We start from the raw sequence: 26,786 nt of genomic DNA, 5'->3' as shown, positions 1-26,786 counted from the left end.
CGGTGCGGGTAACGCCGGGTCATGGCGAAGTACACGAAGCCGGAGCTGCGGGAACGGCTCAAGGAGGAGATCAGGGCCGCCGACAAGGGCGGGCGGCCCGGGCAGTGGTCGGCCCGTAAGTCGCAACTGCTGACGAACGAGTACAAGAAGCAGGGCGGGGGCTTCGAGGGACCGAAGGACGCGCGGCAGCGCTCGTTGCAACGGTGGGGCGGCGAGCGGTGGCAGACCCGCTCGGGCGGGACGCGCGCGCGACACGACGGCGAAACCGAGCGTTACCTGCCCAAACAGGCATGGGAGGAGATGTCGGAGTCCGAGCGGCGCGCCACCGACACCCGCAAGCGGCGCGCCTCGCGCTCCGGCCGGCAGTACGTGTCGAACACCGGCCCGGCGAAGCGGGCGCGCCGGGACGCGACCGCCGCCGAGCGGGTGAACGAGCTGCCGGTGGCCGAGGCGGTCAAGCTGGTGCGGGGCCTCGACACGCGCCAGCTCGACGCGGCGCTGCGCCGGGAACGTGGCGGTAGGTCCCGCCGCACGCTGATCCGGCGGCTGGAGTCGGAACTCGGTCGCCGCCGGTCAGCGTAAGCCCGGCCTACCGGTGCGGTCGCTGCGGCACGCGGGGCAGCACGAACGGCGGCCCGGAGTAGATCAGGTCGGCCTTCAACTCCTGGTACGACCGCTTCGGCTGGTAGTTCTCGTCGTACACGGTGGCCAGGCCCTCCGGCGGGTCGGAGAACGCGCCCGGCACCCAGGAGTGCTTGTCGGTGAAGCCCCAGAGCGTGAACGACAGGCAGTGCCGCTCGGCCAGGCAGGCCCGCAGCAGCGTGCTGAAGTTGGCCGCGGACGCCTGTAGACGTGGGTTGATCTCGGCGGAGTCACCGGCCTGGACGCCGTCGGTCATCTGGCTGCGCACGTCGACCTCGGTGAACGCGGTCGCCAGCCCCAGGCCGGCGAACTTCCGCAGCGCGGCGACGACCTGGAGGGTGTCGTAGTTGCCGTACTGGGTGCCCAGGTGGCCCTGGCTGCCGACGCCGTCGATCGGCACGCCCCGGGCCCGCAGGTCCCGGGCCATCTCGTAGACGAACTGCGTCTTGTCGTCGGCCGGGTTGCCGGAGCCGAAGGCCTCGATGTTGTAGTCGTTGTAGAACAGCAGCGCCTTCGGGTCGGCGGCGCGGGCCCAGCGGAACGCGTCCGCGACGTAGCCGGGGCCGAGGTGTTCGGCCCAGAAACCCTTGTAGTGCAGGGTGGACGGGGTGTCCCAGGGGTCGCTGACCGCCTCGTTCACCACGTCCCACTGCCAGATCTGGCCCTTGAAGTGGCGGACCACGGCGGTGATGTGGTCGCGCAGGATCCGGCGCAGCTCGGCGGCGTCGATCGAGCCGTCCGCGACGCCGCTGGTCAGCCACGTCGGTAGCTGGTTGTGCCAGACCAGCACGTGGCCGCGGACCCGCTGGTGGTGCTGGCGGGCGAAGGCGACCAGCTCGTCGGCCGGCCCCCAGTTGTAGGTGCCCCGGGTGGGCTCCAGGCTCTCCCACTTCATCACGTTCTCCGCGGTGACCGTGGAGAACTCGGAGCCGGCCAGCTCGCGGTAGCGCGGCTCGGCGGCGTTGTCCAGGGTGTCCATGTCGACGGCGGTGCCCACGTACAGGCCATGGCGTTTGGCGAGGTCGCGCAGGCTCTGCGCGGTCGGGTCGTACGGTTTGCCGGCGGTGGCGGGGGCGACGTTCAGGGCGGCGGCGGTCGCGACGGCGACGAGGCCGGCGGCGATCCAGCGGCTCGGCTTCATGGGTTCCTTCCGGTAAGCGTGGCGAAACTTCCGGGAAAATTTCCGAAACTCGACCGGCACGTTACGACGGGTGAAGCGCTCACGTCAATCAATTCGTCGGCACGAAACCTTGACATGCCACATTGTTAACGCGAACATCGATATCCATCTGTCTAGGGAGGTCGTTCGCGTGGACGAGATGGGGCGTAGCAGGCCGTCACACCGGTTGCTGGTCGCGCTGGTGGCCGCGGTGACCGCGCTGGTGGGCGGTGTCGTCGTCGCCTCGTCGCCGGCCGCCGCCGCCACCGACGGGTTCCGGGGCATGAACTGGGCCGTGCTCGGTGACAACTTCAGCACCGGCCCCCTCGTCGTGCAGGGCCTCAGCTCGTCCGACAGCAACGCGACGGTGCGGGCCAAGGCCAACGCCCTCTACGACGACATGGCCGCCACCATGGGGGTCAACACCGTCCGACTGCCCATCAACACCCACACCGTGGGAACGGCGTGGTGGGAGGCGTACCGGGGCGCCATCGACGCCGCCACCGCCCGCGGGTTCAAGGTCATCCTGGCCTACTGGGAGGACGGCGCCGCCTCCGGCGGCCGGATCACCAACCTCGCCGCGTGGAACGCGATGTGGTCCACGGTGACCAACACGTACGGGGCGAACCCCAACGTCTACTTCGAGCCGATGAACGAGCCGCACGGCTACAGCTCGGCGGAGTGGCGCAACGTCGCGGCCGACTGGCTCAGCTACCACTACTCGGCGGTGCCCGGCCGGGTGCTCATCGGCGGCACCGGCTTCAGCCAGGACCTGCGGGACATCTGCAACGACAGCCGCTTCAACGCGACGTTGCTCTCGTTCCACTACTACGCCTTCTTCTACGGCGAGATGACCTACGACGCCTTCCGCAGCCACATCCAGACCCGCCTGGGCAACTGCGCCTCCCGCGCGGTCGCCACCGAGTTCGGCGCGCCGATGAACGACGGCCGCAACTACGCCGACGCGGGCAGCACCGACAACTTCGTGCGGTACATCCGCGCCATGGCCCAGGTCATGCGGGACAACCGGATGGGTGGCACCTACTGGCCCGCGCTCGGCGGCAAGCCCGGCAGCATCGGCTACGACTGGTACTCCATGTACGCGCTCAGCGGCAGCGGCACCGACCTGAACCTGACCGTGCGCAACCCCTCCGGCGCCGACCGGATCCGCTACGGCTGGGGCGACACCGTCGGCGGCGGCACCACGACGCCGCCACCGACCACCGGAACGTTCTACCGGGTCACCGTGCGCCACAGCGGCAAGGCGATGGACGTCCAGTCGCCGAACACCGACAACGGCGCCCGCGTCGGCCAGTACACGTACAACGGCAACCCGTGGCAGCAGTGGCAGTTCGCCGACGCCGGCAGCGGCTACTGGCGTCTGATCAGCCGCAACAGCGGGAAGTGCCTCGACGTGGTGGGCGCGTCCACCGCCGACGGCGCCGAGCTGATCCAGTACACCTGCGGCGGCGGGGCCAACCAGCAGTTCCAGATGGTCGCCAACGGCGGTTGGTTCCAGCTCCGGGCGCGACACAGCGGCAAGTGCGTGGACGTGCCGGCCCTGTCGACCGCGGACGGCGTGGTGCTCAAGCAGTACACGTGCAACGCCGGCGGCAACCAGCAGTGGTCACGCGCGGCGGTCTAGTCGAGCGCTCGGCAGGAGGCCCGCACCACCAGCTCGGTGGGCAGCCGGATGTGCGCGTCGCGGTCGACGCCGGCGATCAGGTCGATCAGCAGGCGCAGCGCCTCGGCGCCCATGCGTTGCAGCGGTTGCCGGATCGTGGTCAGCGGCGGGTTGACGAGCGCCGACTCCGGGACGTTGTCGAAGCCGATCACCGACAGCTCGTCCGGGACCGGGATGCCCATGGTGCGGGCGACGTCGAGCGTGGAGATCGCCGACAGGTCGTTCCCGGCGAAGATGGCGGTCGGGCGGTCGGGGAGCGCGAGCAGTTCGGCCGCCGTGCCGGCGGCGCCCTCGATCCGGAAGCCGCCGACGCGCACGAGCCGCTCGTCGACCGCGACGCCCGCGTCCGCCATGGCCTGCCGGTAGCCCGCCTCCCGCAGGCGGGCCGACTCCAGGTCGGGCCGACCGCTGATGTGCCCGATCCGGCGGTGGCCGAGGGAGAGCAGGTAGTTGGTCGCGAGCACGGCGCCGGCGAAGTTGTCCGAGTCGACGGTGGGCAGGCCGGAGGGGCCGGTGTGCGGGTCGACGGCCACCACGTTGAAGCCGTGCTTGGTCTCGACCACGGTCGGCGTGACGATCACGGCGCCGTCGATGAGCGTCCCGGACAGGCGGGCCAGGGACCGCCGTTCCCAGCCGACGGCGGCGGCCTCGCCGTCGCCGCTGGAGTAGGCGAGAAGTTGGTAGCCGCTGCCGGCGACCTCCCGGGAGGCGCCCTTCAGCAACTCGGTGGAGAACGGCTCGAACTCCGCGACCAGGATGCCCAGGACGTGCGTGCGGTGGCTGCGCAGGCTCTGCGCCCCCAGGTCGGCCTCGTACCCGAGCTCGCGGATGACCTGCTGCACGCGCTCGACGGTGGCCTGGGCGACGCCGTACCGGCCATTAACAACCTTTGATACGGTCGCCACCGAGACGCCGGCGGTACGTGCCACGTCGGACATCTTGACGCGCTGCGGGTAGGCCACGCCGACGATGATAGAGGGCGTCAGGAGGCGTGTGCCGACGGTGTCGAAAACGTTATCGATACCGATTGACTTCGAGTTACGTGGCTGTAACACTCCCCGTCAGGTAACCCGACTGTGGTCGAGGAGACAACATCTATGGTGATGAAACGACGTGCCGGCGCGCTCCTGGCACTGTTTATGACCACCGCTCTCGTCGCCGCCGGATGCGGCGGCGGTGGCGAGGACGACGCGGACAAGGGTGGCGAGCTCTACAAGGACCCGGTGACGCTGACCTGGTGGCACAACGCCTCCCAGGACGGCCCCGGCAAGACCTACTGGGAGAAGGTCGCCAAGGACTTCTCCACCGCCCACCCGACCGTCACGATCGAGATCGAGGCGATCGAGACCAACCAGCTCCAGCGCACCCGGCTCCCCGCCGCGCTGCTCAGCAACGACCCGCCGGACATCTTCCAGGCGTGGGGCGGCGGGGAGATGCGGGAGCAGGTCGAGGCCGGTTACCTCAAGGACGTCACCGACCAGACCAAGTCCGAGGTCGCCGACATCGGCAGCGCGGCGGAGATCTGGCAGGTGGACGGCAAGCAGTACGGCCTGCCGTTCCGGATGGGCATCGAGGGCATCTGGTACAACAAGGACATGTTCGCCCAGGCGGGCATCAGCGCGCCGCCGGCCACCTTCGACGAGCTCAACGACGCGGTCGCCAAGCTCAAGGCCATCAACGTCATCCCGATCGCCCTCGGCGCGGGCGACAAGTGGCCGGCCGCCCACTGGTGGTACAACTTCGCGCTGCGCGACTGCTCGGTCGAGACGCTGAAGAAGGCGTCCACGGAGCAGAAGTTCGACGACCCGTGCTTCGTGAAGGCCGGCCAGGACCTGAAGGCCTTCATCGCCACCAAGCCGTTCCAGGACAACTTCATCGCCACGCCGGGCCAGAACGACCCGACCAGCGCCAACGGCCTGCTCGCCAACGGCAAGGCCGCGATGGAGCTGATGGGCGACTGGAACCGGGGCACGCTGGACACCGTCGCCACGGACAAGGCCAAGCTGGCCAAGTTCCTGGGCTGGTTCCCGGTGCCGGCGATCGCCGGTTCGGCCGGTGACCCCAAGGCGGCCCTCGGCGGCGGCGACGGGTTCTCCTGCGCCAAGAACGCCCCGCCGGAGTGCGTCGAGTTCCTCAAGTACCTGGTCAGCGACGAGGTGCAGAAGGGGTACGCGGCGACCGGCACCGGCCTGCCGGTGGTCAAGGGCGCGGCGGACGGCGTGACCGACCCGGCGCTGAAGTCGATCCTGACCGCCACGTCCGAGGCCACCTACGTGCAGCTCTGGCTGGACACCGCCTTCGGCAGCACGGTCGGCAGCGCGATGAACGACGCCATCGTCGCCATCTTCGCCGGCAACGGCACGCCGGAGAAGGTCGTCGACGCCATGAAGGCGGCCGCGAGCAAGTGACCTCCACCGACCAGACCCGGTTCCCCGCCGGCGGCGTCTCCACGCCGCCGGCGGGCCTCCGGTCCGCCGCACGTCCGTCCAACCGCCGGGCGCAGACCCGACGCAAGTGGTACGAGATCATCGGGCTGACCACGCCGGCGCTGATCATCTACGTGATGTTCGTGCTGGTCCCGATCGGCTTCGCGTTCTACTACAGCCTCTTCCGGTGGCGCGGGGTGGGCCCGCCCACCGAGTACATCGGTTTCAAGAACTACACCCTGGCCTTCCAGGACCCGATCTTCCTCGACGCGCTGCGCAACAACGCCATCGTGGTGTTCGGCTCGCTGCTGATCCAGGGGCCGGTCGCGCTCGGCGTCGCGCTGCTGCTCAACCGCCGTTTCCGCGGGCGCTCCGCGTTCCGCCTGCTGGCCTTCGTGCCCTACGTGCTCGCCGAGGTCACCGTCGGCATCATGTGGAAGCTGATCCTCACCGGCGACGGCACCGTCGACGTGCTGCTGCGGTCGGTCGGTCTGGGTGGCCTGGTGCAGGCGTGGCTCGCCGACCTCGACGTGGTGATCTGGACGCTGCTCGCCATCCTCACCTGGAAGTACGTCGGCTTCGCCATCATCCTTCTGCTCGCCGGCCTGTCCAACGTGCCGGACGAGCTGACCGAGGCCGCCGCGATCGACGGCGCGAGCTGGTGGCAGACCCAGCGCCACATCACCCTGCCGCTGCTCGGCCCGACGATCCGGATCTGGATGTTCCTATCCATGATCGGCTCGTTGCAGGTCTTCGACGTGGTCTGGGTGACCTCCGTGCCCGCGGTGCGGTCCCTCGGCGCGTCGGCCACGATGGCGACGTACATGGTGGACAACGGGTTCTTCGCCCGGCTCTGGGGCTACGGCAACGCGATCGCCGTGATCCTGTTCGTCATCTCCTTCGTCGCGGCGTTGCTGTTCCAGCGTTTCCTGCTCCGTCGGGACATCGAGGGCGCCATCACGAGAAGGGCGAACTGACGTGAACGCTAACACCGTCCTCTCCCGGCCCGCCGGCCGTCGTCCGCTGTCCTGGGGCACGCCGCTGACGTACGCGCTCGCGCTCGCGGTCGCGGCCGTGTCGATCGCGCCGATCGTCTACGTCATCATCGGCGGTTTCCGCACCACGCCGCAGATCGTCGCGGACCCGGCCGGCCTGCCCGACCCGTGGGTCTGGGACAACTACTCCCGGGTGCTCACCCAGAGCGACTTCTGGCGGCAGGCGTTCAACAGCGCGGTGATCGCGCTCGGCACCACACTCGGTGTCGTGGTGCTGGGCCTCTGCGCCGCGTTCGTGATCGCCCGCTACACCTTCCGCGGGCGGGAGGCGTTGCACACCTTCTTCACGCTCGGCCTGCTCTTCCCGGCCGGCGCGGCCATCCTGCCGCTCTACCTGATGCTGCGGGACCTGAACCTGATCAACTCCTACTACGCGGTGATCCTGCCGCAGGTCGCGTTCTCGCTGCCGATCACGATCGTCATCCTGCGGCCGTTCCTGTCCGCCATCCCGCGGGAGTTGGAGGACGCCGCGGCGATCGACGGCGCGGACCGGCTCGGGTTCCTCTGGCGGATCGTGCTGCCGCTGTCCCGGCCGGCGCTCGTCACCGTCGGCATCCTCGCGTTCGTGGCGAGCTGGAACGCGTTCCTGCTGCCGCTGCTCGTCCTCGGCGACGTCAGCCTGCACACCCTGCCGCTGGGCGTGCAGAACTTCTCCAGCCAGTACACCACCGACACCGCCGGCGTCCTCGCCTTCACCTCGCTGGCGATGCTGCCGGCGTTGCTCTTCTTCACGCTCGCCGAGAAGCAGATCGTCGGCGGTCTCCAGGGCGCGGTCAAGGGCTGAGCGGCAGCGGTCAGCGCACAACACAGGGAAAGGCACACCATGACAGAGGTCCACGCGGTGGTGGGCGGGCCGGCGCCGGCCCAGGCAGGTCCGGATCACGACCGGCAGGACGCGCAGGCCGGCGAGGCCCGGGTCCGGGAACTGCTCGGCCGGATGACGATCGAGGAGAAGCTCGCGCAGATCGTCGGGTTCTGGGAGAAGGAGGACGGTGAGGCGGTCGCGCCCCTGCAGGGCGAGTTCGCCGACAGCGGCCGGCTCGAGGACTTCTCCCGCCACGGTCTGGGGCACCTCACCCGGGCCTACGGCACCCGCCCGGTGGACGCCGCGGCCCGTGCGGCCTGGCTGTGGAAGTTCCAGCGGGACCTGGTGACCGGCACCCGGCTGGGCATCCCGGCGCTCGTCCACGAGGAGTGCCTGACCGGCCTGTCGGCGTGGAAGGCGGCCACGTTTCCCACGCCGCTGGCCTGGGGCGCCGCGTTCGACCCCGAGCTGGTCACCGAGATGGCGGCGGCGATCGGGGCCTCGATGCGGGCGCTCGGCATCCACCAGGGCCTGTCCCCGGTGCTGGACGTGATCCGGGATCCGCGTTGGGGCCGGGTCGACGAGTGCATCGCCGAGGACCCCTACCTGGTCGGCACCATCGGCACGTCGTACGTGCGGGGCCTCCAGTCGCAGGGGGTGCACGCGACGTTGAAGCACTTCGCCGGCTATTCCGCCTCCCGGGCCGGGCGTAACTTCGCCCCGGTCCACGCCGGCCCCCGCGAGATGGCCGACGTGCTGCTGCCGCCGTTCGAGATGGCGATCCTCGACGGCGACGCGCGCAGCGTCATGCACTCGTACGCCGAGGTCGACGGCGTGCCGGTGGCCGCCGACCCGGCGATGCTGACCGGCGTGCTGCGGGACCGGTGGGGCTTCGACGGCACGGTGGTGGCCGACTACTTCGGGGTGGCCTTCCTGAACCTGCTGCACCACGTCGCGGCCGACAACGCGGACGCGGCGGCGCAGGCGCTCGCCGCCGGCCTGGACATCGAGCTGCCGACCGGCGACGCCTTCCTGACGCTGCCGGCGTCGGTGCGGGCCGGGGTGGTCGACGAGGCGCTCGTCGACCGGGCGGTGCTGCGGATCCTGCGTCAGAAGCGGGATCTCGGGCTGCTCGACGCCACGTTCACCGACGAGCCGCCCGGCGCGATCGACCTCGACCCGCCGGAGCACCGGGCGATCGCCCGCCGCCTCGCCGAGGAGTCGGTCGTCCTGGTCGGCAACGACGGCGTCCTCCCGCTGCCCGCGGGTCGGCGGGTGGCGGTCGTCGGTCCGAACGCGGACCGGCAGGGTGCGCTGTTCGGCTGCTACTCCTTCCTCAACCACGTGCTCGTCCAGCACCCCGGCGTGGAGACCGGCATCGAGGTGCCGACCGTCCTCGACGCGGTGCGCAGCGAGTTCGGCGCCGACCACGTCACCTGGGCCGGGGGCTGCGACGTGGACAGCGACGACCGGTCCGGTTTCGACGAGGCGGTCGCCGCGGCGTCCGCCGCCGACGTCGCCGTCCTGGTCGTCGGCGACCACGCCGGCCTCTTCGGGCGCGGCACGGTCGGGGAGGGCTGCGACCGGGACGACCTGGAGCTGCCCGGCGTCCAGCGGGAGCTGGTCGAGGCGGTCCTGGCCACGGGCACTCCGGTGGTCCTGGTGCTGCTCACCGGCCGGCCGTACGCGGTCGGCTGGGCGCTGTCCCGGTGCGCGGCCGTGGTGCAGACGTTCTTCCCCGGCGAGGAGGGCGCCGGCGCGATCGCCGGGGTGCTGTCGGGGCGGGTCAACCCGTCGGGCCGGTTGCCGGTGAGCCTGCCCGGCTCGGCCGGCGCGCAGCCGTACTCGTATCTGCACCCGACGCTCGGCGAGGGCGGCAACGGCACCAACCTGCCGGCGACGCCGGTGGCGCCGTTCGGCCACGGCCTGTCGTACACGACGTTCGCGCACTCCGACCTCACCGTGCCGGCCACCGTGCCGACCGACGGGGCGTTGCGCGTGACGGTGCGGGTGACGAACACCGGGTCGGTCGCCGGCGACGACGTGGTCCAGCTCTACGGCCGCGACGTGGTGGCCTCGGTGACCCGGCCGGTGGCGCAGTTGCTGGGCTACCGGCGGGTGCGCCTGGAGCCGGGGCGGTCGGTGACCGTCGAGCTGACGGTGCCCACCACCCGCCTGGCCTTCTCCGACCGCACGCTCACCCGCGTGGTGGAGCCCGGCGACGTCGAGGTGTGGGTGGGCACGAGCGTCCAGCGGGACACGCAGGCGTCGACCACGCTCGTCGGCGACGTCGTCGAGGTCACCAACGCCTCGCCGCGCTGGACGACCACGACGCTGGGCTGACGTCCGTCCGCCGGCCGTCTCGGGGCGGCCGGCGGACCCATGCTCCCGGCTATTTAGCCGTATATCGGCCATAACGCACCTTTTGTCTCCGTAGGCTCCTGAGTGTCAGCCGACGCCGGCCCTCAAGGGATGCGTGAGTCACCGTGAACGACGCGGACACCATGGTCCTGCCCCGGCTCGGGTCGGCCGAGGTCGGCGTCGAGGACCCGTGGGGCGAGGACGACCCGCCCCGTCCGCGCCGGTCCACCGCCCGCGCCGCGGCCCGCGCCGCCCGGTGGCGGGTCGCCGCGTGGCTGCTGCCGGCGCTGCTGATGGGCGGCCTCGGCGGCGCCGGGCTCGGCACCGCGGGGCCGCGGGCCGGGGAGGGGACCACCTGGCGCGCCGCCACGTCTGGGTGGCCCGACGCGCTGGACGATGGCCCGGTGCCGCTCGTGCCGTACCACGTGCTGATGCGCGGTTGGGCGGCGCTGTTCGGCGCCGACCCCGCCACCCTGCGCGTACCCTCGCTGCTGGCGATGGTCGGGGCCGCCGCGCTCGTCGGCGCGCTCGCCGCCCGGATGTTCGCGCCCGGCACCGGCGTGCTCGCCGGCCTGCTCCTCGCGGCGCTGCCCGTCTCGACCCGGTGCGCGCGCGAGGCCCAGCCGTACGCCCTGGCGGTGTTCGCCGCCGTGCTCGCCACCTGGCTGCTGCTGCCGGTCCTGGACCGGCCGCGCGCGCGCCGGCTCGCCGCCTACGCCGCCGCGGTGGTCCTGCTCGGCCTGTGCCAGGTCGGGGCGTTGCTGCTGCTCGCCGGCCACGGTTGGGTGGTGCTCGCCTTCCGTCGCCGCGTCGCCGGTCGGTGGCTGGCCGCCGCGGCGCCGGGGGCGCTCGCGGTCGCCGCGCTGGTCGGATCCGGGGTACGCGCGGACGGGCTGTTCCCGCCGGGGGCGCGGATCGATCCGGCCGCGCTGGCGGCGACGCCCCGGGAGCTGTTCGGCGCCGCCGCGCTCGGCGCGACGCTTGCCGGCCTGGCCCTGTTCAGCCTTCCCCTCCGGCGCCCCGCCGCGATCTGCACCGCGTGGGCGCTGGTGCCGGCGCTCGGCCTGCTCGTCGTCGCCGGGGCCGCCCCGGTCTGGTCGCCGGACGCCCTGCTGTTCACGGTGCCGGCCTGGGCGGTGCTCGGCGCGGTCGCCCTGTCCCGGGTGCGCCCCGGCCGCGCGTCGTCCTGATGGACGAACGGCCCGGATGCGCCTGATCGCCCACTTTGGTGGTGATTGCCGGCTTAGCATCGGTCGGGGTTCCGGGCGAGCCCGATGCAGACCATGGGGGAAACGTTGGCCGTCGCCGCCGATAGACGCCTGTCCCGCGCCGCGACGCCGAGGGCGCCGGGGACGCCGCCGGCCCGTCCGCCGCTGGCCGCGCCGCCCGGACCGACCGGCCGGCCGGTGCCCGAGCGCCGGCAGCGCAACATCCGGGCCCGCCTCGCGTACGCGCGCTGCGGCGCCGTCGCCGGGCCGCTGCGCCCACCCCGCCGCCCCGACGCGGCGGTCGAACTGCGCCCGGCCGCCTCGGTCGCCGCGCGGCTGGTGCTGACCCTGCTGGTGCTCGTCAACAGCGCCGCCGGCCTGCTCCTCGTCGGCTGGCTGCTGCTGCCGCGGCACGTGCCCGGCCCGGGGGTGATCGGGCTCGGCGGCTGGTCGACGGTCGCCGCCCGGCTCGCGTTCTGCGTGGTCGTCGGCGTCGAGCTGATCCGGCTGGCGCAGAACCTGGTGGTGTGGGTGTTCGCGTTCCACGCCAAGGATCCGGTGCCCGTCGACCCGCCGGTCGGCCTGCGGGTGGCCCTGCTCACCACGATCGTGCCGAGCCGGGAGCCGCTCGCCGTCGCGGAGCGCACGCTGCGCCGGCTCCGGGAGATCGTCTACTGCGGACAGGTCGACGTGTGGATCCTCGACGAGGGTGACGACCCGGCGGTGCGGGCGATGGCGGCGCGGCTGGGCGTGCGCCACTTCAGCCGCCGGGGACGGCCCGAGTACAACCAGCCGCGCGGGGAGTTCCGGGCCCGGACCAAGTCCGGCAACCACAACGCCTGGCGGGCCGAGCACGAGCACGGCTACGACGTGGTCGCCAACGTCGACCCGGACCACGTGCCGCTGCCCCACTTCCTGGAACGGACGCTCGGCTACTTCCGCGACCCCGACGTGGCGTTCGTGGTGACCCCCCAGGTGTACGGCAACATGCACCAGAACTTCGTCGCCCACGGCGCCTCGGTGCAGCAGTACCTCTACAACGGCCTGATCGCCCGGGGCGGCAACGGGCTGGACGCGCCGCTGCTCACCGGCACCGGCCACCTCTACCGCCCGGCGGCGTGGCGGACCATCGGCGGCTACCAGGACTCGATCATCGAGGACCACCTGACGAGCATCCGGATCCACGCGGCCGTCAACCCGGCCACCGGCCGCCGGTGGAAGGGCGTCTACACCCCGGACGTGGTGGCGCTGGGGGAGGGGCCGACCTCCTGGGCCGACTACTTCAACCAGCAGCGGCGCTGGGCGGCCGGCATCTGCGAGATCCTGCTCCGGCGGCACCTGCGCGCCCCGCGCGAGCTGCCGGCACGCCGCCGCTGGCAGTACCGCCTGCTCCAGTTCTACTACCCGAGCGTGGCGGTCAGCCTGCTGCTGGGCAACGCCGCCACCGCGCTGTACCTGCTCACCGGCGTCGAGGCGGGCCGGCTCGATCCGCGGATGTGGGCGACGCTGTGGGGGGCGACGATCGGCACCTGGTTCCTGCTCTGGCTGTGGTTGCGCCGCTTCAACATCGCGCCGCACGAACGGGAGGAGGTCGGCATGGTCGGCATGGCGCTGGCGCTGTTCGCCGGGCCGGTCTACCTGGCCGCCGCGGCCGGCGCGGTGCTGCGTCGCCGGCTCGGGTTCGTGGTCACCGCCAAGGGATCGCTGCGCACCGCGGAGTCGCTGCGCACCTTCCGGCTGCACCTGTGCTGGGCGGGGGCGTCCGCCGGTCTGCTCGCGGCGAGCTTCGCGTTCGACCACGGCCACCCGCTGCTGCGGGTGTGGCCGGCGCTGACGCTCGTCACCGGTCTCGCCCCACCGCTGATCGCGTGGGTGGAGAACGTCCGCTCCCGGCGGGACGACCCGCCGGCGCCCGCGCCGACCGGCGGGGGTGTGCCGTGCTGAGGCCGAGCGTGCCCCGGGTGGGCCTGGCGCTGGCCGGCGTGCTGCTGCTGGCGTACGCCTTCGTGGTGGCGCCCGGCGTGTGGCGCGGGCCGGGCGCGGACGCCCCGGACCGGCGCGCCGGGACAGCCGTGCCGGAGGCGGTGGCGACGGCCGACGCCCCGGCGGCGGCCACGGCCGGTCCGACCGGCGTGTTCCCGCCGGCCGGCCGGGCGTTCCTCGGGGTGATGACCGACAAGGGGCCGTACGACCTGACCGCCGTGGACCGGTTCGCCGACGCCGCCGGGCGGGCGCCGCAGGTGATGCTCTTCAGCGCCGGCTGGGCGTCCGCCGCCTTCGACCGCAGCCTGTTCGACCGGATCGCCGAGCGGCACATGATGCCGATGCTGGGCTGGGAGCCCTGGGACCACGCGGTGGACGTCGCGGCCCGGGACACCGGCCTGCCGGCCCGCCAGGTCGACCGGCTCCGGTCCACCCAGCCGCACTACCGGCTGGCCCGCATCGCCGCCGGTGACTTCGACGACTACCTGCGGTCCTGGGCCGAGGGCGTGCGGTCGCTCGGCTATCCGGTGGCGATCCGCTTCGCGCACGAGATGAACGGCGACTGGTACCCGTGGTGCGAGCGGGCCAACGGCAACCACCCGGGTGACTACGTGCGCGCCTGGCGGCACGTGCACGACGTCTTCACCGCGGCCGGGGCCACGAACGTGACCTGGGTGTGGAGCCCGAACGCGCGGTGGGACAAGACCACCGCCGGGCTGACCGGGCTCTACCCGGGCGACGACTACGTCGACTGGGTCGGCGTCACCGGCTACTACGGCATGGGCGCGTTCACCACGTCGTACTCGACCTTCGACCAGATCTTCGGGCCGACCATCGCCGAGATCCGCGCGGTGACGCGCCGGCCGCTCGTCGTCACCGAGACCGGCGCCTCGGACACCGGCGGCCGCAAGGCCCGGTGGATCCGGGACACCTTCGACGCGCTGCCCCGCTATCCGTACCTGATCGGGTTGATCTGGTTCGAGGTGGACAAGGAGCAGGACTGGCGCGTCGCCGGCTCGCCGGACGCGGCGGCGGCGTTCGCCGAGTCGGTCGCCGCCGACCGCTACGACGTGACCTGGTCGCCGGCGATGCGGCCACAAACCGGGGCGGACTGACAGGCGCGGTCGTTTCGGTGGCGTCACCGCTCCGCGACGCTTCCGGACGCGCCGGTGACGACCCGTTGACGCGCCCTGCGGCAGGGTCGCGGCACGAGGACGGCACGGCGCGAGGGGGCGGCATGATCAGGACGATGCGCCGGCTGCGGGCGCGTCCCGGATGCGCGCCCGCGGTGGGCCCGGCCTGGGCGGACGTGGTCGAGCAGCTCCGCGGCCTCACCGGCGGACTCCGCCACGAGCTGCTCCGCGACGCCCTGGACCCGGACGGCTTCGTCGTGGTCACCGAGTGGACCGACGAGGCGGCGCTGCGCGCGTACCGGGACGGGCCGGTGGCGGCCCGCCTGGCCGACCTGCTCCGGCCGCTGACCGAGCCGGCCGGGCCGCCCGACTACCCGCTGCTGGCCGAGACGGAGGAGGGCACCGGCCCGGTCTACGTGGACGTGGAGCTGACCGTGCCGTGCGCCCGTCTCGCCGAGTTCCACCGCGGCTACCCGGAGGTGGTGCGGCGGATGGCGGCCGTGCCCGGCTACCGGCGCGAGCAACTGCTCCGCGAACCCGGCTCGGACACGCACCACATCGTCGCCGAGTGGGACGGCGCGGCCGAGTTCCTCGACTGGATCGCCGACCCGGCCCACGCCTCGGCGCAGGCCGGGCCGATCGCACCGTTCCTGCTGGACATCCGGCGCCGCCTCTTCCACGTCGTGCCCGACGGCGGCGGCCGGCACCACACCACGGTCAGGGAGGCCGACGTGCAGAGGACAACTGACGTACTCGTCGTCGGGGCGGGCCCCACCGGGCTGACCGCCGCCGTCGAGCTGGCCCGCCGGGGCGTCGGCTGCCAGGTGATCGACCGGCTGGCGACCCCGCCCGGCCAGGCCGACAAGGCGATCGGCGTGCACTGCCGCACCATGGAGATCTGGGAGGAGCAGGGCGTCGTCCGGGAGGCGATGGACGCCGGCATCTGGCTCACCGGCAACATGGTCTTCGTCAACGGCGTGCAGACCCACCGGATGAGCTGGGAGCTGCCCGGCCTGCCCTACGCCCACCTCGGCCTGCCGCAGTACGAGACCGAGCGGATCCTCACCGCCCGGCTCGCCACGCTGGGCGTGCGCCCGCGACGCGGCGCCGAACTCGTCGACGTCACCCAGGACGCCGACGGCGTGACCGCCGCCGTCCGCACCGCCGACGGCGCCATCGAGACGGTACGGGCGGCGTACCTCGTCGGCTGCGACGGCGCGCACAGCCGGGTGCGCGAGCGGCTCGGGCTCACCTTCACCGGCGGGCTGGGCCGCTTCCCGCAACTGTTCATGCTCGTCGACGTCGACGTGGACTGGGACATGCCGGACGGGCACCTGCTGCGGTTCCTGCACACCACCGACGGGCAGATGGACGGGATGCTCGTCTGCGTGCCGCTGCGCGGCGAGCACCGCTACCGCATCGCCACCCTGGCCCCGCCCCGGTTCTTCGCCCAGACCGGCGGGCAGGACGCGCCGCCCGGGTTCAGCGAGGAACTCGACGCCCCGACCCTCGACGACGTGCAGGCCGCCCTCGACCGTCTCGCGCCGCCCGGCACCCGGGCGTCGAACCTGCGCTGGTCGTCGGTGTTCCGGATCAGCCACGGCATCGTCGACCGCTACCGCCACGGCCGGATCTTCGTCGCCGGCGACGCCGCCCACCTGCACCCGCCGGCCGGTGGGCAGGGCATGAACACCGGCATCCAGGACGCCTGGAACCTGGCCTGGAAGCTGGCCCTGGCGGTGCGCGGGCTCGCCGCGCCGGGGCTGCTGGACAGCTACGAGGCCGAGCGGCGCCCGGAGGGCGAGGAGATCGTCGGCCGGGCGGTGCGGCTGGCGGGCACCGAGGAACTGGACCGCGCCGACCTGGAACGGCAGTTCCGCCAGGAGATGTCGCTGCTGCTCAGCTACGCCGGCAGCCCGCTGGTCGGGGAGACCGTCGCCGACCCGGCCGCGCTCGGTGACGCGCCCCGACCCGGCGACCGCGCGCCGGACGTCGAGGGCCTGCGCCGGCGCGGCGTCGGCCACCCGCTGCGGCTACGGGACCTGACCCGGGGCACCCGGCACACCCTGCTGCTCTACGCCGACGCCACGGCCGGCGCGGCGGAGCTGGCCGGTCTCGCCGACCTCTGCGCCGACGCGCGGCGGCAGGCCGGCGGGGAACTCGACGCGTACCTGCTGCTCGACCCGGACGTCGACGAGCCGCGCCTGGCCGACCCGCCGGTGCTGCGCGACGGCGACCGCCGGTTCCGGGCCGGGTACGGCCTGGCCGGCACCGGGCTCTACCTGATCCGCCCGGACGGGCACGTCGGTTTCCGGGGCGCCCCGGTCGACGCCGGCGCGCTCCGCAAACACCTCGGCCTCGTGTTCGGCGGCGTCCGGTGAGCCGGGTCCGCACGGTCCTGGCGATGCGGACCCGGGAGGGCTGCGCGGAGCGTTTCGAGGCGGAGTGGCGCAGCGCCGCCGAGGAGATCCGCACCCTGGACGGCTGCCTGCACCAGGACCTGGTCCGCGACGCCGACGACCCGCGCAGTTATCTGATCATCAGCGACTGGGCGGACCGGGAACGGTTGGACGCCTTCGGCCGCAGCGCGCACCGGGACCGGCTGCTGCGGGTGGTCCGCGAGCTGCGCGAGTCCGCGCAGCGGCACACCTACCAGGTGCTGCACAGCGTGTCCGGCGCGTCGGGGGAGGGGGCCCGATGACCGAGGACGTGGTGCCGGCCGCCGAGCTGTACACGGACGCCTTCGCGGCCGACCCCTACCCGACCTTCGCCCGGCTGCGCACGCAGCGGCCGGTCTGCCCGGTCGGCTCGCCGCGCTTCGACTCCTGGCTGATCACCCGGTTCGACGACGCGCGGGCGGCGCTCACCGACCCGCGCCTGTCCAAGGACCTCTACGGGCCCGACCAGCACTACCTGCGGATCTTCGGCCCGAACTCGGAGGGGTTGAACCGCAACATGCTCAACTCCGACCCGCCCGAGCACACCCGGCTGCGCCGGGTGGTGTCGCAGGCGTTCGCGCCGCGGCGGATCGAGGCGCTGCGCCCCCGGGTCGCCACGATCGTGGACCACCTGATCGACAAGATGATCCCGCGGGGTGAGGCGGACCTGATGCGCGAGTTCGCCATCCCGCTGCCGATGACGGTCATCTGCGAGCTGCTCGGCGTGCCACCGGCCGACCACGACCGGGTGCTCGACTGGACCCAGGTCATCCGCACCTCCGGCTCGGCCAGCCGGCCGCCCGCCGAGGAACGCGCCGCGGTGCAGGAGGCCCAGCTACGGCTGCACCACTACCTGGCCGACCTGGTCCGGGCCAAGCGCGACGACCCGGCCGACGACATCATCGGCGCGCTCGTGGACGCCGTCGACCGGGACCGGACGCTGTCCGAGGCGGAGCTGGTCACCACCACGTTCCTGCTGCTGTTCGCCGGGCACCAGACCACCGCCGACTTCCTCGGCAACGCGGTGCTGGCGCTGCTCACCCACCCGGAACAACTCGACCTGCTGCGCACCACGCCGCGCCTGCTGCCCACCGCGATCGAGGAGCTGCTGCGGTTCGACGGCCCGCTGCCGGTGGCCAGCCCGCGCATCGCCACCGAGGACGTCGACTACCACGGGGTACGCATCCCGCGCGGCGCCATCGTCGGGGTGGCGATCAACGCGGCCAACCACGACCCGGACCACTTCACCGACCCCGACCGGCTCGACCTGCGCCGGGCCCGGGGACCGCACCTGGGCTTCGGCCACGGCGTGCACTACTGCCTCGGCGTCTCGCTGGCCCGGATGGAGGCGCTGCTCGCGCTCTCCGCGCTGCTGCGCCGGCTGCCCGGGCTGCGGCTCGCCGTCCCGCCCGCCGAGGTGCGGCGGCTGCCCGCCGCCTCGCCGTTCCGCGGCCTGCTGGAACTGCCCGTCACCTTCTCCGTCCAGCACTCACCCAAGGAGCACCCATGGTCTTTCGGAACGTGATCGTCTGCCACATGGTCCCCGGCAGCGACGAGGTCGTCGGCAACGTCTTCGGCCACTACGACCAGGTCACCCGCCCGCAGGACCTCGGGGTCGTCGGGCGCTACCTGCTGTCACACCACGACCTCTACCTGCACGTGATCGAGCGGGAGCAGGACCCGCGGATCTCCGGGCAGACCCGCGGGCTGCCCGCGTTCCAGAAGATCGCCGAGGAGATCGGCCCGTACGTGACGCCGTACCCGCGGTACTGGAAGAACCCGTCGGACTCGGTGGCCAAGGAGTTCTACCACTGGGCGCCCGACGGCGAGCCGCCGGCGGACACCACGCTGACCGTGATCGTCGGGCGGATCAAGCCGGGCGCCGAACCGGACGTGGCCCGGGTGTTCGGCGAGTCCGACGCCGGGTCGCTCCCGACCGACCTCGGTGTCACCGGCCGCTGGCTCTACTCGATCGACGACGTCTACGTGCACCTGCTCGAACAGGAGTCGTCGGCCGCCCGGGCCACCCGCGACCAGCACGCCGACAAGCCGGCGTTCGCCAAGGTGATGCAGGACCTCGGCCCGTACGTCGAGCCGTACCGGCCGGATCTCTGCCGCGGCCCGCGGGACCAGGTGGCGACCGTCTTCTACCGCTGGCGTGCCCAGGACTGAGCGACGCCCGAGGTTTACACGCCGGTGACGGTGTGTCAGCCTCTGGGCACGCTCCCACGATCGCCGGTGGTCGGCATCCCCCGGGGGCCGGAGGGCGGTGCGCCGTGACGGCGCCGGTGGACGTCGAGTTGGTGACGGCCGCGCGCCGGGGCGACCGGGGCGCGCTCGCCGCGCTGCTCGCCGCGCACCTGTCGCTCGTGTACCGCGTGGTCGGACGCGCGCTCGCCGGGCACGCGGACGTCGACGACGTGGCGCAGGAGGTCATGCTGCGGGTGGTCGAACGGCTGCCCACGCTGCGCGACCCGGAACGCTTCCGGGCCTGGCTGGTCACCATCGCCATCAGTCAGGTGCGGGAACACGCCCGCCGGCGGGCCGCGTCCCGACAGGTGCCGCTGGACCCGGCCGTGGAGCCGCCGGACCCGGCCGCGGACGTGGCCGGCGCTGCGCTGGCCGGGGTGGGTCGGGACGCCGAGCGGCGGGACGTGCGCTGCGCCGTCGAGTGGCTCGAGCCCGCCGACCGCGAGGTGCTCGCCCTGTGGTGGCGGGAACTCAACGGCGAGTTGAACCGCGTCGACCTGGCCGAGACGCTGGCGGTCGGTCCGGCCCACGCGGCGGTGCGGATCCAGCGGATGCGCGCCCGCCTGGCACAGGCGTACACCGTGCTGGGCGCGTGGCGGGCCACGCCGCGCTGCCCGGCGTTGGCGCTCGCCGCGCGGGGCTGGGACGGTGCGCTCGCCCCGATCTGGCGCAAGCGGCTGGGCCGGCACGTGCTCGCCTGCCCGCGCTGCCTGGCGGCCGGCCGACGTCGGGCCGGGCCCGACCGCCGGGACCGGTGCCGACCTGACCGCCTCCGGGGAAATTCGCGGAAAACCGTTGTCGCGGTGGCGGTGGCCCGTCTGTGTGCTGACGGGTCGCCGGGCAGCACCCGTTCCGGGCACCGCTTCCCGCCGCGAGGGCCGCCGCCAGCGATGGCGGTGACGGTGGGGGCGACCACACCGCATCCGCACCGAACCCGGGAGAACCGTGAGACATCTCGTCCGACGACAGCCGGCGGCCGTGCTCGCCGTCCTCGTCACCACCGCCATCGCCGCCGTGGGCGTCGCCACCGCCCGCCCGTCCCAGGCCGCCGCGGGCTGCCAGGTCGACTACCGGGTCACCGCGCAGTGGCCCGGCGGTTTCAGCGCCGCCATCACCATCCGTAACCTCGGTGACACGCTCACCGGCTGGCGTCTCGGCTGGACGTTCCCGGCCGGGCAGACCGTTGCGCAGTCGTGGGGTTTCACCGCCACGTCGTCCGGCGCGGCCGTGGTCGCCACCAACGTCGACTGGAACGCGACCATCGCCGCCGGCGCGAGTGTCGACGTCGGCTTCAACGGCACGTCGAGCGGCACCGACAACCCGAGCCCGACCGCGTTCACGCTCAACGGCGTGGCCTGCGGCGGCTCGTCCACCCCCACCCCCACGCCCACCGCCACCCCGACGTCCGGGCCGACCACGCCGCCGCCGACCACGCCACCGCCGACGACACCGCCGCCGACCACCCCGCCGGCCGGCAGGCCGACGGTGGCCGCGGACGGCAGCGGCAGCTACCGCACCGTGCAGGAGGCGGTGGACGCGGTGCCGGCGAACAACACCACCCGACGGGTCATCACCATCAAGCCCGGCACCTACCGGCAGGTGGTGCGCGTGCCGGCGAACAAGCCGAACATCACCTTCCAGGGCCTCGGCTCGTCCCCGTCGAACACGGTGCTCGTGTTCAACAACTCCGCGGGCAGCAACGGCACCTTCGCCAGCGCCAGCATGTTCGTCGACGGCGCGAACTTCGTCGCGGAGAACCTGACCATCGCCAACGACTACGTCGAGAACTCCACGACCGTCAACCAGCAGGCCGTCGCGCTGCACCTCAACGCCGACCGGGCCGTGCTGCGCAACGTGCGGCTCCTCGGCGACCAGGACACCTTCCTGGTCAACAAGCTCACCCGGGCGTACGTGGTCGACTCCTACATCGAGGGCACCGTCGACTTCATCTTCGGCGACGGCACCGTCGTCATCCACGCCTCCACCATCCACGAGAAGCGTTCCAGCGGCGCCCCCATCACCGCCGCCCGGACCGACCCCGCCAAGCCCTACGGCTTCCTGATCTACCGGTCCACCATCACCGGCACCGGCAGCGACAACACCACGCTGGGCCGGCCCTGGGGTCAGGGCGCCCAGGTCCTCTACCGCGAGTCCACCCTCAGCAACACCATCAAGACCGGCCAGCCGTGGACCGACATGAGCGGCAACACCTGGCAGAACGCCCGCTTCTCCGAATACCGCAACACCGGCCCCGGCGCGACCGTCAACGGCAACCGCCCCCAGATGAGCGACGCCCAGGCCGCCAACTACACCCCGCAGAGGTACCTGGCCGGCAGCGACGGCTGGAACCCGATGTGACCGCCGCGTGAGGTCGACGGCCGGGACGGCGGGCGGGTCAACTCCCCGCCGTCCCGGCCGATCGTCCGCCACCGGCAAACCGGCCCGCCGACGGCACCGGATGCGCGAGGCTGGGGCCGGGGGGCGTACGGGGGTGTCGGGTGCCGACGAAGCAGATCATCCAGCACATCGGGGCACTGCTGGACCTGGCCGGGGTGCTGGTCATCGGGGTCGGTGTCGCGGTCGCCACGGTGGTGTACGCGGTGCGCTGCGGCCGGTCCCGGGAGGTGGTGACGCACTACCGGGCGTACCGGCAGGGGGTGGGGCGGGCCATCCTGCTCGGCCTGGAGTTCCTGGTCGGCGGCGACATCATCCGCACCGTCGCGGTCTCGCCCACCTTCACCAGCGTCGGCGTGCTGGCGCTGATCGTGCTGGTCCGGACGTTCCTCAGCTTCTCCCTGGAGGTGGAGTTGGACGGTCGCTGGCCCTGGCAGGGCAAGCCCCCGATGGGAAACGTCCCGGGGGCGGGCCGGACGTGACATTGCTTGCTGGCGGGCACAACCGCGCAGGTGAGAGGTTTGATCCCCACTCACCGGGTCACTGAGACCGGGAGTGACGACGGAGAGGGGAACACCGGTGCCCGACACGATCCGGACCAGGTCCAGTCAGGACGCCGCGCTGCCGTACGGCGTCACCGACCCGCTGCTGTGGCGGGCCGCGTACGACGTGGCCGCCCACCACCGGCCCGACGCCGCCGGCCGGTGCTCCAGCCTGCTCTGCGCCGGCCGGCCGGCGCCCTGCGAGCCGCTGGACTCGGCCCGGCGGGCCATGCGACTGGCCGGGGACACCGGCCGCCGCGCCGGCCACGACGAGGCGACCGGCCGCGGGGCCGGACAGCGGCGGCGGGCCGCCTGAACGACCGGACCGCCGGGCGGTCTGAACCCTGGACGTCCCGCTCCCGTGTTTATGATCGACAACTCGACCGGAATGCGGGACATGAGGAGGGTTCGTGACTGTCGACGCCCACGCCTTCTGGCTCCGCGCCCCCGGCGAGGGCGAGATCCGGCCGGTCCGGCTCGCCCCGCCCGGCCCCGGTGAGGTGCTGGTCCGCACCCGGTTCTCCGGGGTCAGCCGGGGCACCGAGACGCTCGTCTTCACCGGCCGGGTCCCGGCCGACCAGCACGCCGCCATGCGTGCCCCGTTCCAGGAGGGTGACTTCCCGGCGCCGGTGAAGTACGGCTACCTCAGCGTCGGCACGGTCGAGGCCGGCGACGAGCGGCTGCTCGGCCGTACCGTCTTCTGCCTGCACCCGCACCAGAGCGCGTACGTGGTTCCGGCCGACGCCGTGGTGGTCGTGCCGGACGGCGTGCCGGCGGAGCGCGCCGTGCTGGCCGGCACCGTGGAGACCGCGGTGAACGCGCTCTGGGACGCCGCGCCGCTGGTCGGCGACCGGGTCACCGTGATCGGCGGCGGGATGGTCGGGTGCGGGGTGGCCGCCCTGCTGGCCCGGTTCCCGGGCGTGCGGGTCGAGCTTGTCGACGCCGACCCGGCCCGGGCCGCGGTGGCCGAGGCGCTCGGGGTCGACTTCGCCTCGCCCGCCGACGCGACCGGCGACCGCGACCTGGTGGTGCACGCCAGCGCCAGCGCCGCGGGGCTGCAACGCGGCCTGGAACTGCTCCGCCCGGAGGGCACCGTGCTGGAGTTGAGCTGGTACGGCGACCGTCCGGTCACCCTCGCGCTCGGCGGCGCGTTCCACTCCCGGCGGCTCGGCATCCGCAGCAGCCAGGTCGGCACGGTGTCACCCCGGCGCGCCGACCGCAGCTACGCCGACCGGCTCGCCCTCGCCCTGGACCTGCTGGCCGACCCGGCGTTCGACGCGCTGCTCACCGGCCGGTCCCGCTTCACCGACCTGCCCGACGTGCTGGGCCGGCTCGCCTCCGGCGAGCTGCCGGCGCTCTGTCATCTCATCACCTACGGCGAGGAGTGATCGTGTTCAGCGTGACCGTCCGGGACCACATGATGGTGGCCCACAGTTTCCGCGGCGAGGTCTTCGGCCCGGCCCAGAAGCTGCACGGCGCCACCTTCGTCGTCGACGCCACGTTCCGCCGGCCGGAGCTGGACGCCGACGGGGTGGTGGTCGACATCGGGCTGGCCACCGCGCAGCTCAAGGCGGTGCTCGGCGAGCTGACCTACCGCAACCTGGACGACGAGCCGGCCTTCGCCGGGGTGAACACCACCACCGAGGTGCTGGCCCGCACCGTCGCCGACCGGCTCGCCGACGCGACGCACGCCGGCAAGCTGGGGGAGGGGGCGCGGGGCCTGGCCGGGATCACCGTCACCCTGCACGAGTCGCACGTCGCGTGGGCGAGCTACGAGCGGTCGCTGTGACCGGATGACCGCCGTCCACGTGGTGCTGCCGGGCGACATCGACGACCCGGCGAGCCCCAGCGGCGGCAACGCCTACGACCGGCACGCCTGCCGCGGGCTGGCCGCGCTCGGCTGGACCGTGCGCGAGCACCAGGTGCCGGGCGGCTGGCCGCACCCGGGCGAGCGGGAACGGACCGTGCTGGCCGGGCTGCTCGGCGCGCTGCCCGACGGCGCGACGGTGCTGCTCGACGGCCTGGTCGCCTCGACCGTGCCGGACGTGCTCGCCCCGCACGCCGCCCGGCTGCGCCTGGCGGTGCTCGTGCACCTGCCGATCGAGGACGAGGCGGAGCGGCGGGCCCTGGCGGCGGCGACCGCGGTGGTCGCCACCAGCGAGTGGACCCGCCGCCGGCTGCTGGGGCGCTATCCGCTCGCCCCCGACCGGGTGACCGTCGCCCCGCCCGGGGTCGAGCCGGCGCCGCTCGCCCCCGGCACGCCCGGTGGCGGCCGGCTGCTCTGCGTCGCGGCGGTCACCCCGATCAAGGGGCACGACCTGCTGGCCGCCGCGCTCGCCGAGGTCGCGGACCTGGAGTGGACCTGCGACTGGATCGGCCCGCTCGACCGGGACCCGGCGTTCGTGGACCGGCTGCGCCGGCGGCTCACCGCCACCGGGCTGGCCGGTCGGGTCCGGCTGGCCGGCCCGCGTACCGGAGCGGACCTGGCCGGCGCGTACGCCGCCGCCGATCTGCTGGTCCTGCCGTCCCGGCGGGAGACCTACGGCATGGTGGTGACCGAGGCCCTGGCCCGGGGCGTACCGGTGCTGGCCAGCGACACCGGCGGCCTGCCGGCCACCCTCGGGCGCGCCCCCGGCGGCGACCGGCCCGGCCTGCTGGTGCCACCGGACGACGCCGGCGCCGCCGCCGGCGCGCTGCGCCGCTGGCTCACCGACCCCGGCCTGCGGGACCGGCTGCGTCGCGCGGCCCGGCGGCGGCGGGACACCCTCACCGGCTGGCCGGTCACCGTGGACCGGCTGGCGACGGCGTTGAAGGAGACGACCGCATGACCACCTCACTCCCACCCGACTTCGCGGACTGGCTGCGGCTGCGCGAGCCGGCCGACGCCGACGCCCGCTCGGTCGAGTTGGTCGACGCGGTCCGCGACCGGCTGCCCGCCGACCGGCCGCTCGTCGTGCACGACCTGGGCAGCGGCACCGGCTCGATGGCCCGCTGGCTGGCCCCCCGGCTGCCCGGCCCGCAGCACTGGGTGCTGCACGAACGCGACCGCGACCTGCTGGCGCTTGCCGGCGGCGGGCTCACCGCCGCCGACGGCGCCCCGGTGACGGTGACCACCCGGGGCTCGGACATCACCCGGCTGACCGCCGCCGACCTGGCCGACGCCCACCTGGTCACCGCGTCGGCGTTGCTGGACATGCTCACCGCCGACGAGGTCGACCGGGTGGTGACGGCCTGCGCCGGCCACCCGACGCTGGTCGCGCTCAGCGTGTCCGGCCGGGCCGAGTTCACCCCGGCCGACCCGCTCGACGCCGACCTGACCGCCGCGTTCAACGCCCACCAGCGGCGCACCGTCGACGGACGGGCCCTGCTCGGGCCGGACGCGGTGGACGCCACCGTGGCCGCGTTCGGCCGCCACGGCGTCGGGGTGGCGGTGCGGTCCACCCCGTGGCGGCTCGGCCCGGAGCGGGCCGCGCTCACCGCCGAGTGGCTGGCCGGCTGGGTCGAGGCGGCCGTCGAGGAACGCCCGCATCTGGCCGGCCCCGCCGCGACGTATAGGAAGTGGCGGCTCGCCGAGGCCGCCGCCGGCCGGGTCGAGGTGGTGCTGCACCACGCGGACCTGCTCGCCGGGTGAACCGTACGGCCCGCCGACACGTGACATCCGGTGGGAACGAGGGAGGACCGTTTGTCACATGTCGCCATCGCCGCGCCCGTGCCGGCCCGGCCCCACCGGGTCCGGGCCGGCACGGCCTGGAACCGCACGGCCCGGGTACGCCGGGCCTGGGTCCGTCCGGCCGCCGGGCTGGCCGTGCTCGCCGTGCTCGTCGGGTACGTGGGCACCGGCCCGTTCCTGGCCGGACTGCGGCTGATCGACGCCCCGGCGCTCGCCGCCGCGCTCGGCATCGGCGTGGTCACCACCGTCTGCTGCGCCTGGCGCTGGTCGCTCGTCGCCGGCGGGCTGGGCGTACGGCTGCCGATGCGGGCCGCCGTGGCGCACTGCTACCGGGCGATCTTCCTCAACTCCACCCTGCCCGGCGGTGTGCTCGGCGACGTGCACCGGGCGGTGCGGCACGGCCGGGACGCCGGTGACGTGGCCCGGGGGGTCCGCGCCGTGGTGTGGGAGCGCACCGCGGGTCAGGTGGTGCAGGTGGTCATCGCGGTGACCGTGCTGGCCGCGTTCCCGTCGCCGGTCCGCCCCTACCTGCCGGCGCTGGTGGCGGTCCTGGCGGTGGCCGCCGTGGCGCTGGTGCTGGCCGCTCGCGCGGTGCCCCGGTCGGGGGAGTCCCGGTCTGCCCGGGTGGCCCGCGCCGCGCTCGCCGACGTCCGCTCCGGGCTGTTGGCCCGGCGCACCTGGGCCGGTGTGGTGCTCGCCTCGACCGTGGTGTTCGCCGGCCACCTGGTCACCTTCCTGGTCGCGGCCCGCACCGCCGGGGTCGACGCGCCGCTGTCCCGCCTGCTGCCGCTGACCCTGCTCGCCCTGCTGGCCATGGCGGTGCCGCTGAACGTGGGCGGCTTCGGGCCGCGGGAGGGCGTGGCGGCGTGGGCGTTCGCGGCGGCCGGTCTGACCGCCGCGCAGGGCGTCGCCACCGGCACGGTCTACGGGGCGCTGGTCCTGGTGGCCAGCCTGCCCGGCGCCGTGGTGCTGCTGGCCCGCCGGCTGCCGAGCCGGGAGCCCGGCGACTGTCGGTGATCCCGCATACGGTGAGGGT

The 26,786-nt window shown here is 73.7% G+C and carries 24 protein-coding genes; 22 read left to right on the top strand and 2 right to left on the bottom strand.

All coding sequences use genetic code 11. From position 1 onward, the window contains the following. Positions 1-21 precede the first annotated feature (21 nt). Positions 22-582, top strand: a complete 561-nt coding sequence (locus O7619_RS20605) for a hypothetical protein (RefSeq protein ID WP_282282826.1) — start codon at positions 22-24, stop codon at positions 580-582. 7 nt (positions 583-589) lie between these two features. Here O7619_RS20605 and O7619_RS20600 read toward each other — a convergent pair whose 3' ends face one another. Next, positions 590-1,783 (bottom strand): endo-1,4-beta-xylanase, encoded by a 1,194-nt coding sequence (locus O7619_RS20600; RefSeq protein WP_282282825.1) that lies wholly within the window; start codon positions 1,781-1,783, stop codon positions 590-592. Between the two features lie 178 nt (positions 1,784-1,961). Between O7619_RS20600 and O7619_RS20595 the strand changes: the two genes are divergently transcribed. After that, positions 1,962-3,446, top strand: a complete 1,485-nt coding sequence (locus O7619_RS20595) for an RICIN domain-containing protein (protein WP_282282824.1) — start codon at positions 1,962-1,964, stop codon at positions 3,444-3,446. Here O7619_RS20595 and O7619_RS20590 read toward each other — a convergent pair. Then, the gene (locus O7619_RS20590; RefSeq protein ID WP_282282823.1) at positions 3,443-4,447 is read right to left on the bottom strand and encodes a LacI family DNA-binding transcriptional regulator; all 1,005 of its coding nucleotides are present in this window, start codon (positions 4,445-4,447) and stop codon (positions 3,443-3,445) included. The genes O7619_RS20595 and O7619_RS20590 overlap by 4 nt on opposite strands. A 177-nt stretch (positions 4,448-4,624) precedes the next feature. Here O7619_RS20590 and O7619_RS20585 point away from each other — a divergent pair, with 177 nt between their 5' ends. The 20 genes from O7619_RS20585 (at position 4,625) to O7619_RS20490 (ending at position 26,767) form a co-directional block, all read left to right on the top strand. Beyond that, positions 4,625-5,893 (top strand): extracellular solute-binding protein, encoded by a 1,269-nt coding sequence (locus O7619_RS20585; protein ID WP_282282822.1) that lies wholly within the window; start codon positions 4,625-4,627, stop codon positions 5,891-5,893. Then, positions 5,890-6,888 carry a sugar ABC transporter permease gene (locus O7619_RS20580; RefSeq protein ID WP_282282821.1) on the top strand — a complete coding sequence of 333 codons (999 nt, stop codon included), beginning with the start codon at positions 5,890-5,892 and terminating at the stop codon, positions 6,886-6,888. Before O7619_RS20585 ends, O7619_RS20580 begins: the two co-directional genes overlap by 4 nt. Position 6,889: 1 nt before the next feature. Then, positions 6,890-7,750 carry a carbohydrate ABC transporter permease gene (locus tag O7619_RS20575; protein WP_282282820.1) on the top strand — a complete coding sequence of 287 codons (861 nt, stop codon included), beginning with the start codon at positions 6,890-6,892 and terminating at the stop codon, positions 7,748-7,750. Between the two features lie 39 nt (positions 7,751-7,789). Continuing rightward, the gene (locus tag O7619_RS20570) at positions 7,790-10,114 is read left to right on the top strand and encodes a glycoside hydrolase family 3 N-terminal domain-containing protein (protein WP_282282819.1); all 2,325 of its coding nucleotides are present in this window, start codon (positions 7,790-7,792) and stop codon (positions 10,112-10,114) included. A gap of 143 nt (positions 10,115-10,257) precedes the next feature. Continuing rightward, complete coding sequence (locus O7619_RS20565) at positions 10,258-11,322, top strand: glycosyltransferase family 39 protein (RefSeq protein ID WP_282282818.1); 1,065 nt, start codon at positions 10,258-10,260, stop codon at positions 11,320-11,322. Positions 11,323-11,415: 93 nt separating this feature from the next. Further along, a complete protein-coding gene (locus tag O7619_RS20560; RefSeq protein WP_282282817.1) occupies positions 11,416-13,284 on the top strand; it encodes a glycosyltransferase family 2 protein in 1,869 nt (622 codons plus the stop codon). Then, positions 13,278-14,438, top strand: coding sequence for a glycosyl hydrolase (locus O7619_RS20555; RefSeq protein WP_282282816.1), 1,161 nt, complete (start codon positions 13,278-13,280; stop codon positions 14,436-14,438). Before O7619_RS20560 ends, O7619_RS20555 begins: the two co-directional genes overlap by 7 nt. A gap of 122 nt (positions 14,439-14,560) precedes the next feature. Beyond that, positions 14,561-16,837 (top strand): FAD-dependent monooxygenase, encoded by a 2,277-nt coding sequence (locus O7619_RS20550; RefSeq protein ID WP_282282815.1) that lies wholly within the window; start codon positions 14,561-14,563, stop codon positions 16,835-16,837. 23 nt (positions 16,838-16,860) lie between these two features. Further along, on the top strand, positions 16,861-17,157 hold the full coding sequence (locus O7619_RS20545) for an antibiotic biosynthesis monooxygenase family protein (protein WP_282282814.1): 297 nt from the start codon (positions 16,861-16,863) through the stop codon (positions 17,155-17,157). After that, entirely contained in the window at positions 17,154-18,419 is a 1,266-nt protein-coding gene (locus O7619_RS20540; protein ID WP_282282813.1) for a cytochrome P450, read from the top strand. The genes O7619_RS20545 and O7619_RS20540 overlap by 4 nt, the downstream gene beginning before the upstream one ends. After that, positions 18,401-19,066, top strand: a complete 666-nt coding sequence (locus tag O7619_RS20535; RefSeq protein ID WP_282282812.1) for a TcmI family type II polyketide cyclase — start codon at positions 18,401-18,403, stop codon at positions 19,064-19,066. Before O7619_RS20540 ends, O7619_RS20535 begins: the two co-directional genes overlap by 19 nt. A 104-nt stretch (positions 19,067-19,170) precedes the next feature. Next, a complete protein-coding gene (locus O7619_RS20530; RefSeq protein WP_282282811.1) occupies positions 19,171-20,268 on the top strand; it encodes a sigma-70 family RNA polymerase sigma factor in 1,098 nt (365 codons plus the stop codon). After that, the gene (locus O7619_RS20525; RefSeq protein ID WP_282288885.1) at positions 20,150-21,502 is read left to right on the top strand and encodes a pectinesterase family protein; all 1,353 of its coding nucleotides are present in this window, start codon (positions 20,150-20,152) and stop codon (positions 21,500-21,502) included. The genes O7619_RS20530 and O7619_RS20525 overlap by 119 nt, the downstream gene beginning before the upstream one ends. Before the next feature lie 140 nt (positions 21,503-21,642). Next, the gene (locus O7619_RS20520; protein ID WP_282282810.1) at positions 21,643-22,020 is read left to right on the top strand and encodes a DUF1622 domain-containing protein; all 378 of its coding nucleotides are present in this window, start codon (positions 21,643-21,645) and stop codon (positions 22,018-22,020) included. Between the two features lie 97 nt (positions 22,021-22,117). Beyond that, on the top strand, positions 22,118-22,396 hold the full coding sequence (locus O7619_RS20515) for a hypothetical protein (protein ID WP_282282809.1): 279 nt from the start codon (positions 22,118-22,120) through the stop codon (positions 22,394-22,396). A gap of 94 nt (positions 22,397-22,490) precedes the next feature. Beyond that, positions 22,491-23,468 (top strand): zinc-binding alcohol dehydrogenase, encoded by a 978-nt coding sequence (locus O7619_RS20510; RefSeq protein WP_282282807.1) that lies wholly within the window; start codon positions 22,491-22,493, stop codon positions 23,466-23,468. 2 nt (positions 23,469-23,470) lie between these two features. Continuing rightward, on the top strand, positions 23,471-23,869 hold the full coding sequence (locus O7619_RS20505) for a 6-carboxytetrahydropterin synthase (RefSeq protein WP_282282805.1): 399 nt from the start codon (positions 23,471-23,473) through the stop codon (positions 23,867-23,869). 4 nt (positions 23,870-23,873) lie between these two features. Further along, positions 23,874-24,908, top strand: a complete 1,035-nt coding sequence (locus O7619_RS20500) for a glycosyltransferase family 4 protein (protein WP_282282804.1) — start codon at positions 23,874-23,876, stop codon at positions 24,906-24,908. Beyond that, entirely contained in the window at positions 24,905-25,711 is an 807-nt protein-coding gene (locus tag O7619_RS20495) for an SAM-dependent methyltransferase (protein ID WP_282282803.1), read from the top strand. The genes O7619_RS20500 and O7619_RS20495 overlap by 4 nt, the downstream gene beginning before the upstream one ends. A gap of 168 nt (positions 25,712-25,879) precedes the next feature. Continuing rightward, positions 25,880-26,767, top strand: coding sequence for a lysylphosphatidylglycerol synthase transmembrane domain-containing protein (locus O7619_RS20490; RefSeq protein WP_282288884.1), 888 nt, complete (start codon positions 25,880-25,882; stop codon positions 26,765-26,767). Positions 26,768-26,786: the final 19 nt, after the last annotated feature.

It is taken from the genome of Micromonospora sp. WMMD998 (assembly GCF_029581235.1).
Taxonomy (GTDB): domain Bacteria; phylum Actinomycetota; class Actinomycetes; order Mycobacteriales; family Micromonosporaceae; genus Micromonospora.
Note: the sequence above shows the minus strand (reverse complement) of the source record. Positions and strands in the feature narration are given on the sequence as shown.

Excerpts from the sequence above, each read along its gene's own strand:
- O7619_RS20605 (WP_282282826.1), top strand. The coding sequence starts at position 22 with ATGGCGAAGTACACGAAGCCGGAGCTGCGGGAACGGCTCAAGGAGGAG.
- O7619_RS20600 (WP_282282825.1), bottom strand. The coding sequence starts at position 1,783 with ATGAAGCCGAGCCGCTGGATCGCCGCCGGCCTCGTCGCCGTCGCGACC.
- O7619_RS20595 (WP_282282824.1), top strand. The coding sequence starts at position 1,962 with ATGGGGCGTAGCAGGCCGTCACACCGGTTGCTGGTCGCGCTGGTGGCC.
- O7619_RS20585 (WP_282282822.1), top strand. The coding sequence starts at position 4,625 with ATGACCACCGCTCTCGTCGCCGCCGGATGCGGCGGCGGTGGCGAGGAC.
- O7619_RS20570 (WP_282282819.1), top strand. The coding sequence starts at position 7,790 with ATGACAGAGGTCCACGCGGTGGTGGGCGGGCCGGCGCCGGCCCAGGCA.
- O7619_RS20560 (WP_282282817.1), top strand. The coding sequence starts at position 11,416 with ATGGGGGAAACGTTGGCCGTCGCCGCCGATAGACGCCTGTCCCGCGCC.
- O7619_RS20550 (WP_282282815.1), top strand. The coding sequence starts at position 14,561 with ATGATCAGGACGATGCGCCGGCTGCGGGCGCGTCCCGGATGCGCGCCC.
- O7619_RS20545 (WP_282282814.1), top strand. The coding sequence starts at position 16,861 with ATGCGGACCCGGGAGGGCTGCGCGGAGCGTTTCGAGGCGGAGTGGCGC.
- O7619_RS20540 (WP_282282813.1), top strand. The coding sequence starts at position 17,154 with ATGACCGAGGACGTGGTGCCGGCCGCCGAGCTGTACACGGACGCCTTC.
- O7619_RS20535 (WP_282282812.1), top strand. The coding sequence starts at position 18,401 with ATGGTCTTTCGGAACGTGATCGTCTGCCACATGGTCCCCGGCAGCGAC.
- O7619_RS20500 (WP_282282804.1), top strand. The coding sequence starts at position 23,874 with ATGACCGCCGTCCACGTGGTGCTGCCGGGCGACATCGACGACCCGGCG.
- O7619_RS20495 (WP_282282803.1), top strand. The coding sequence starts at position 24,905 with ATGACCACCTCACTCCCACCCGACTTCGCGGACTGGCTGCGGCTGCGC.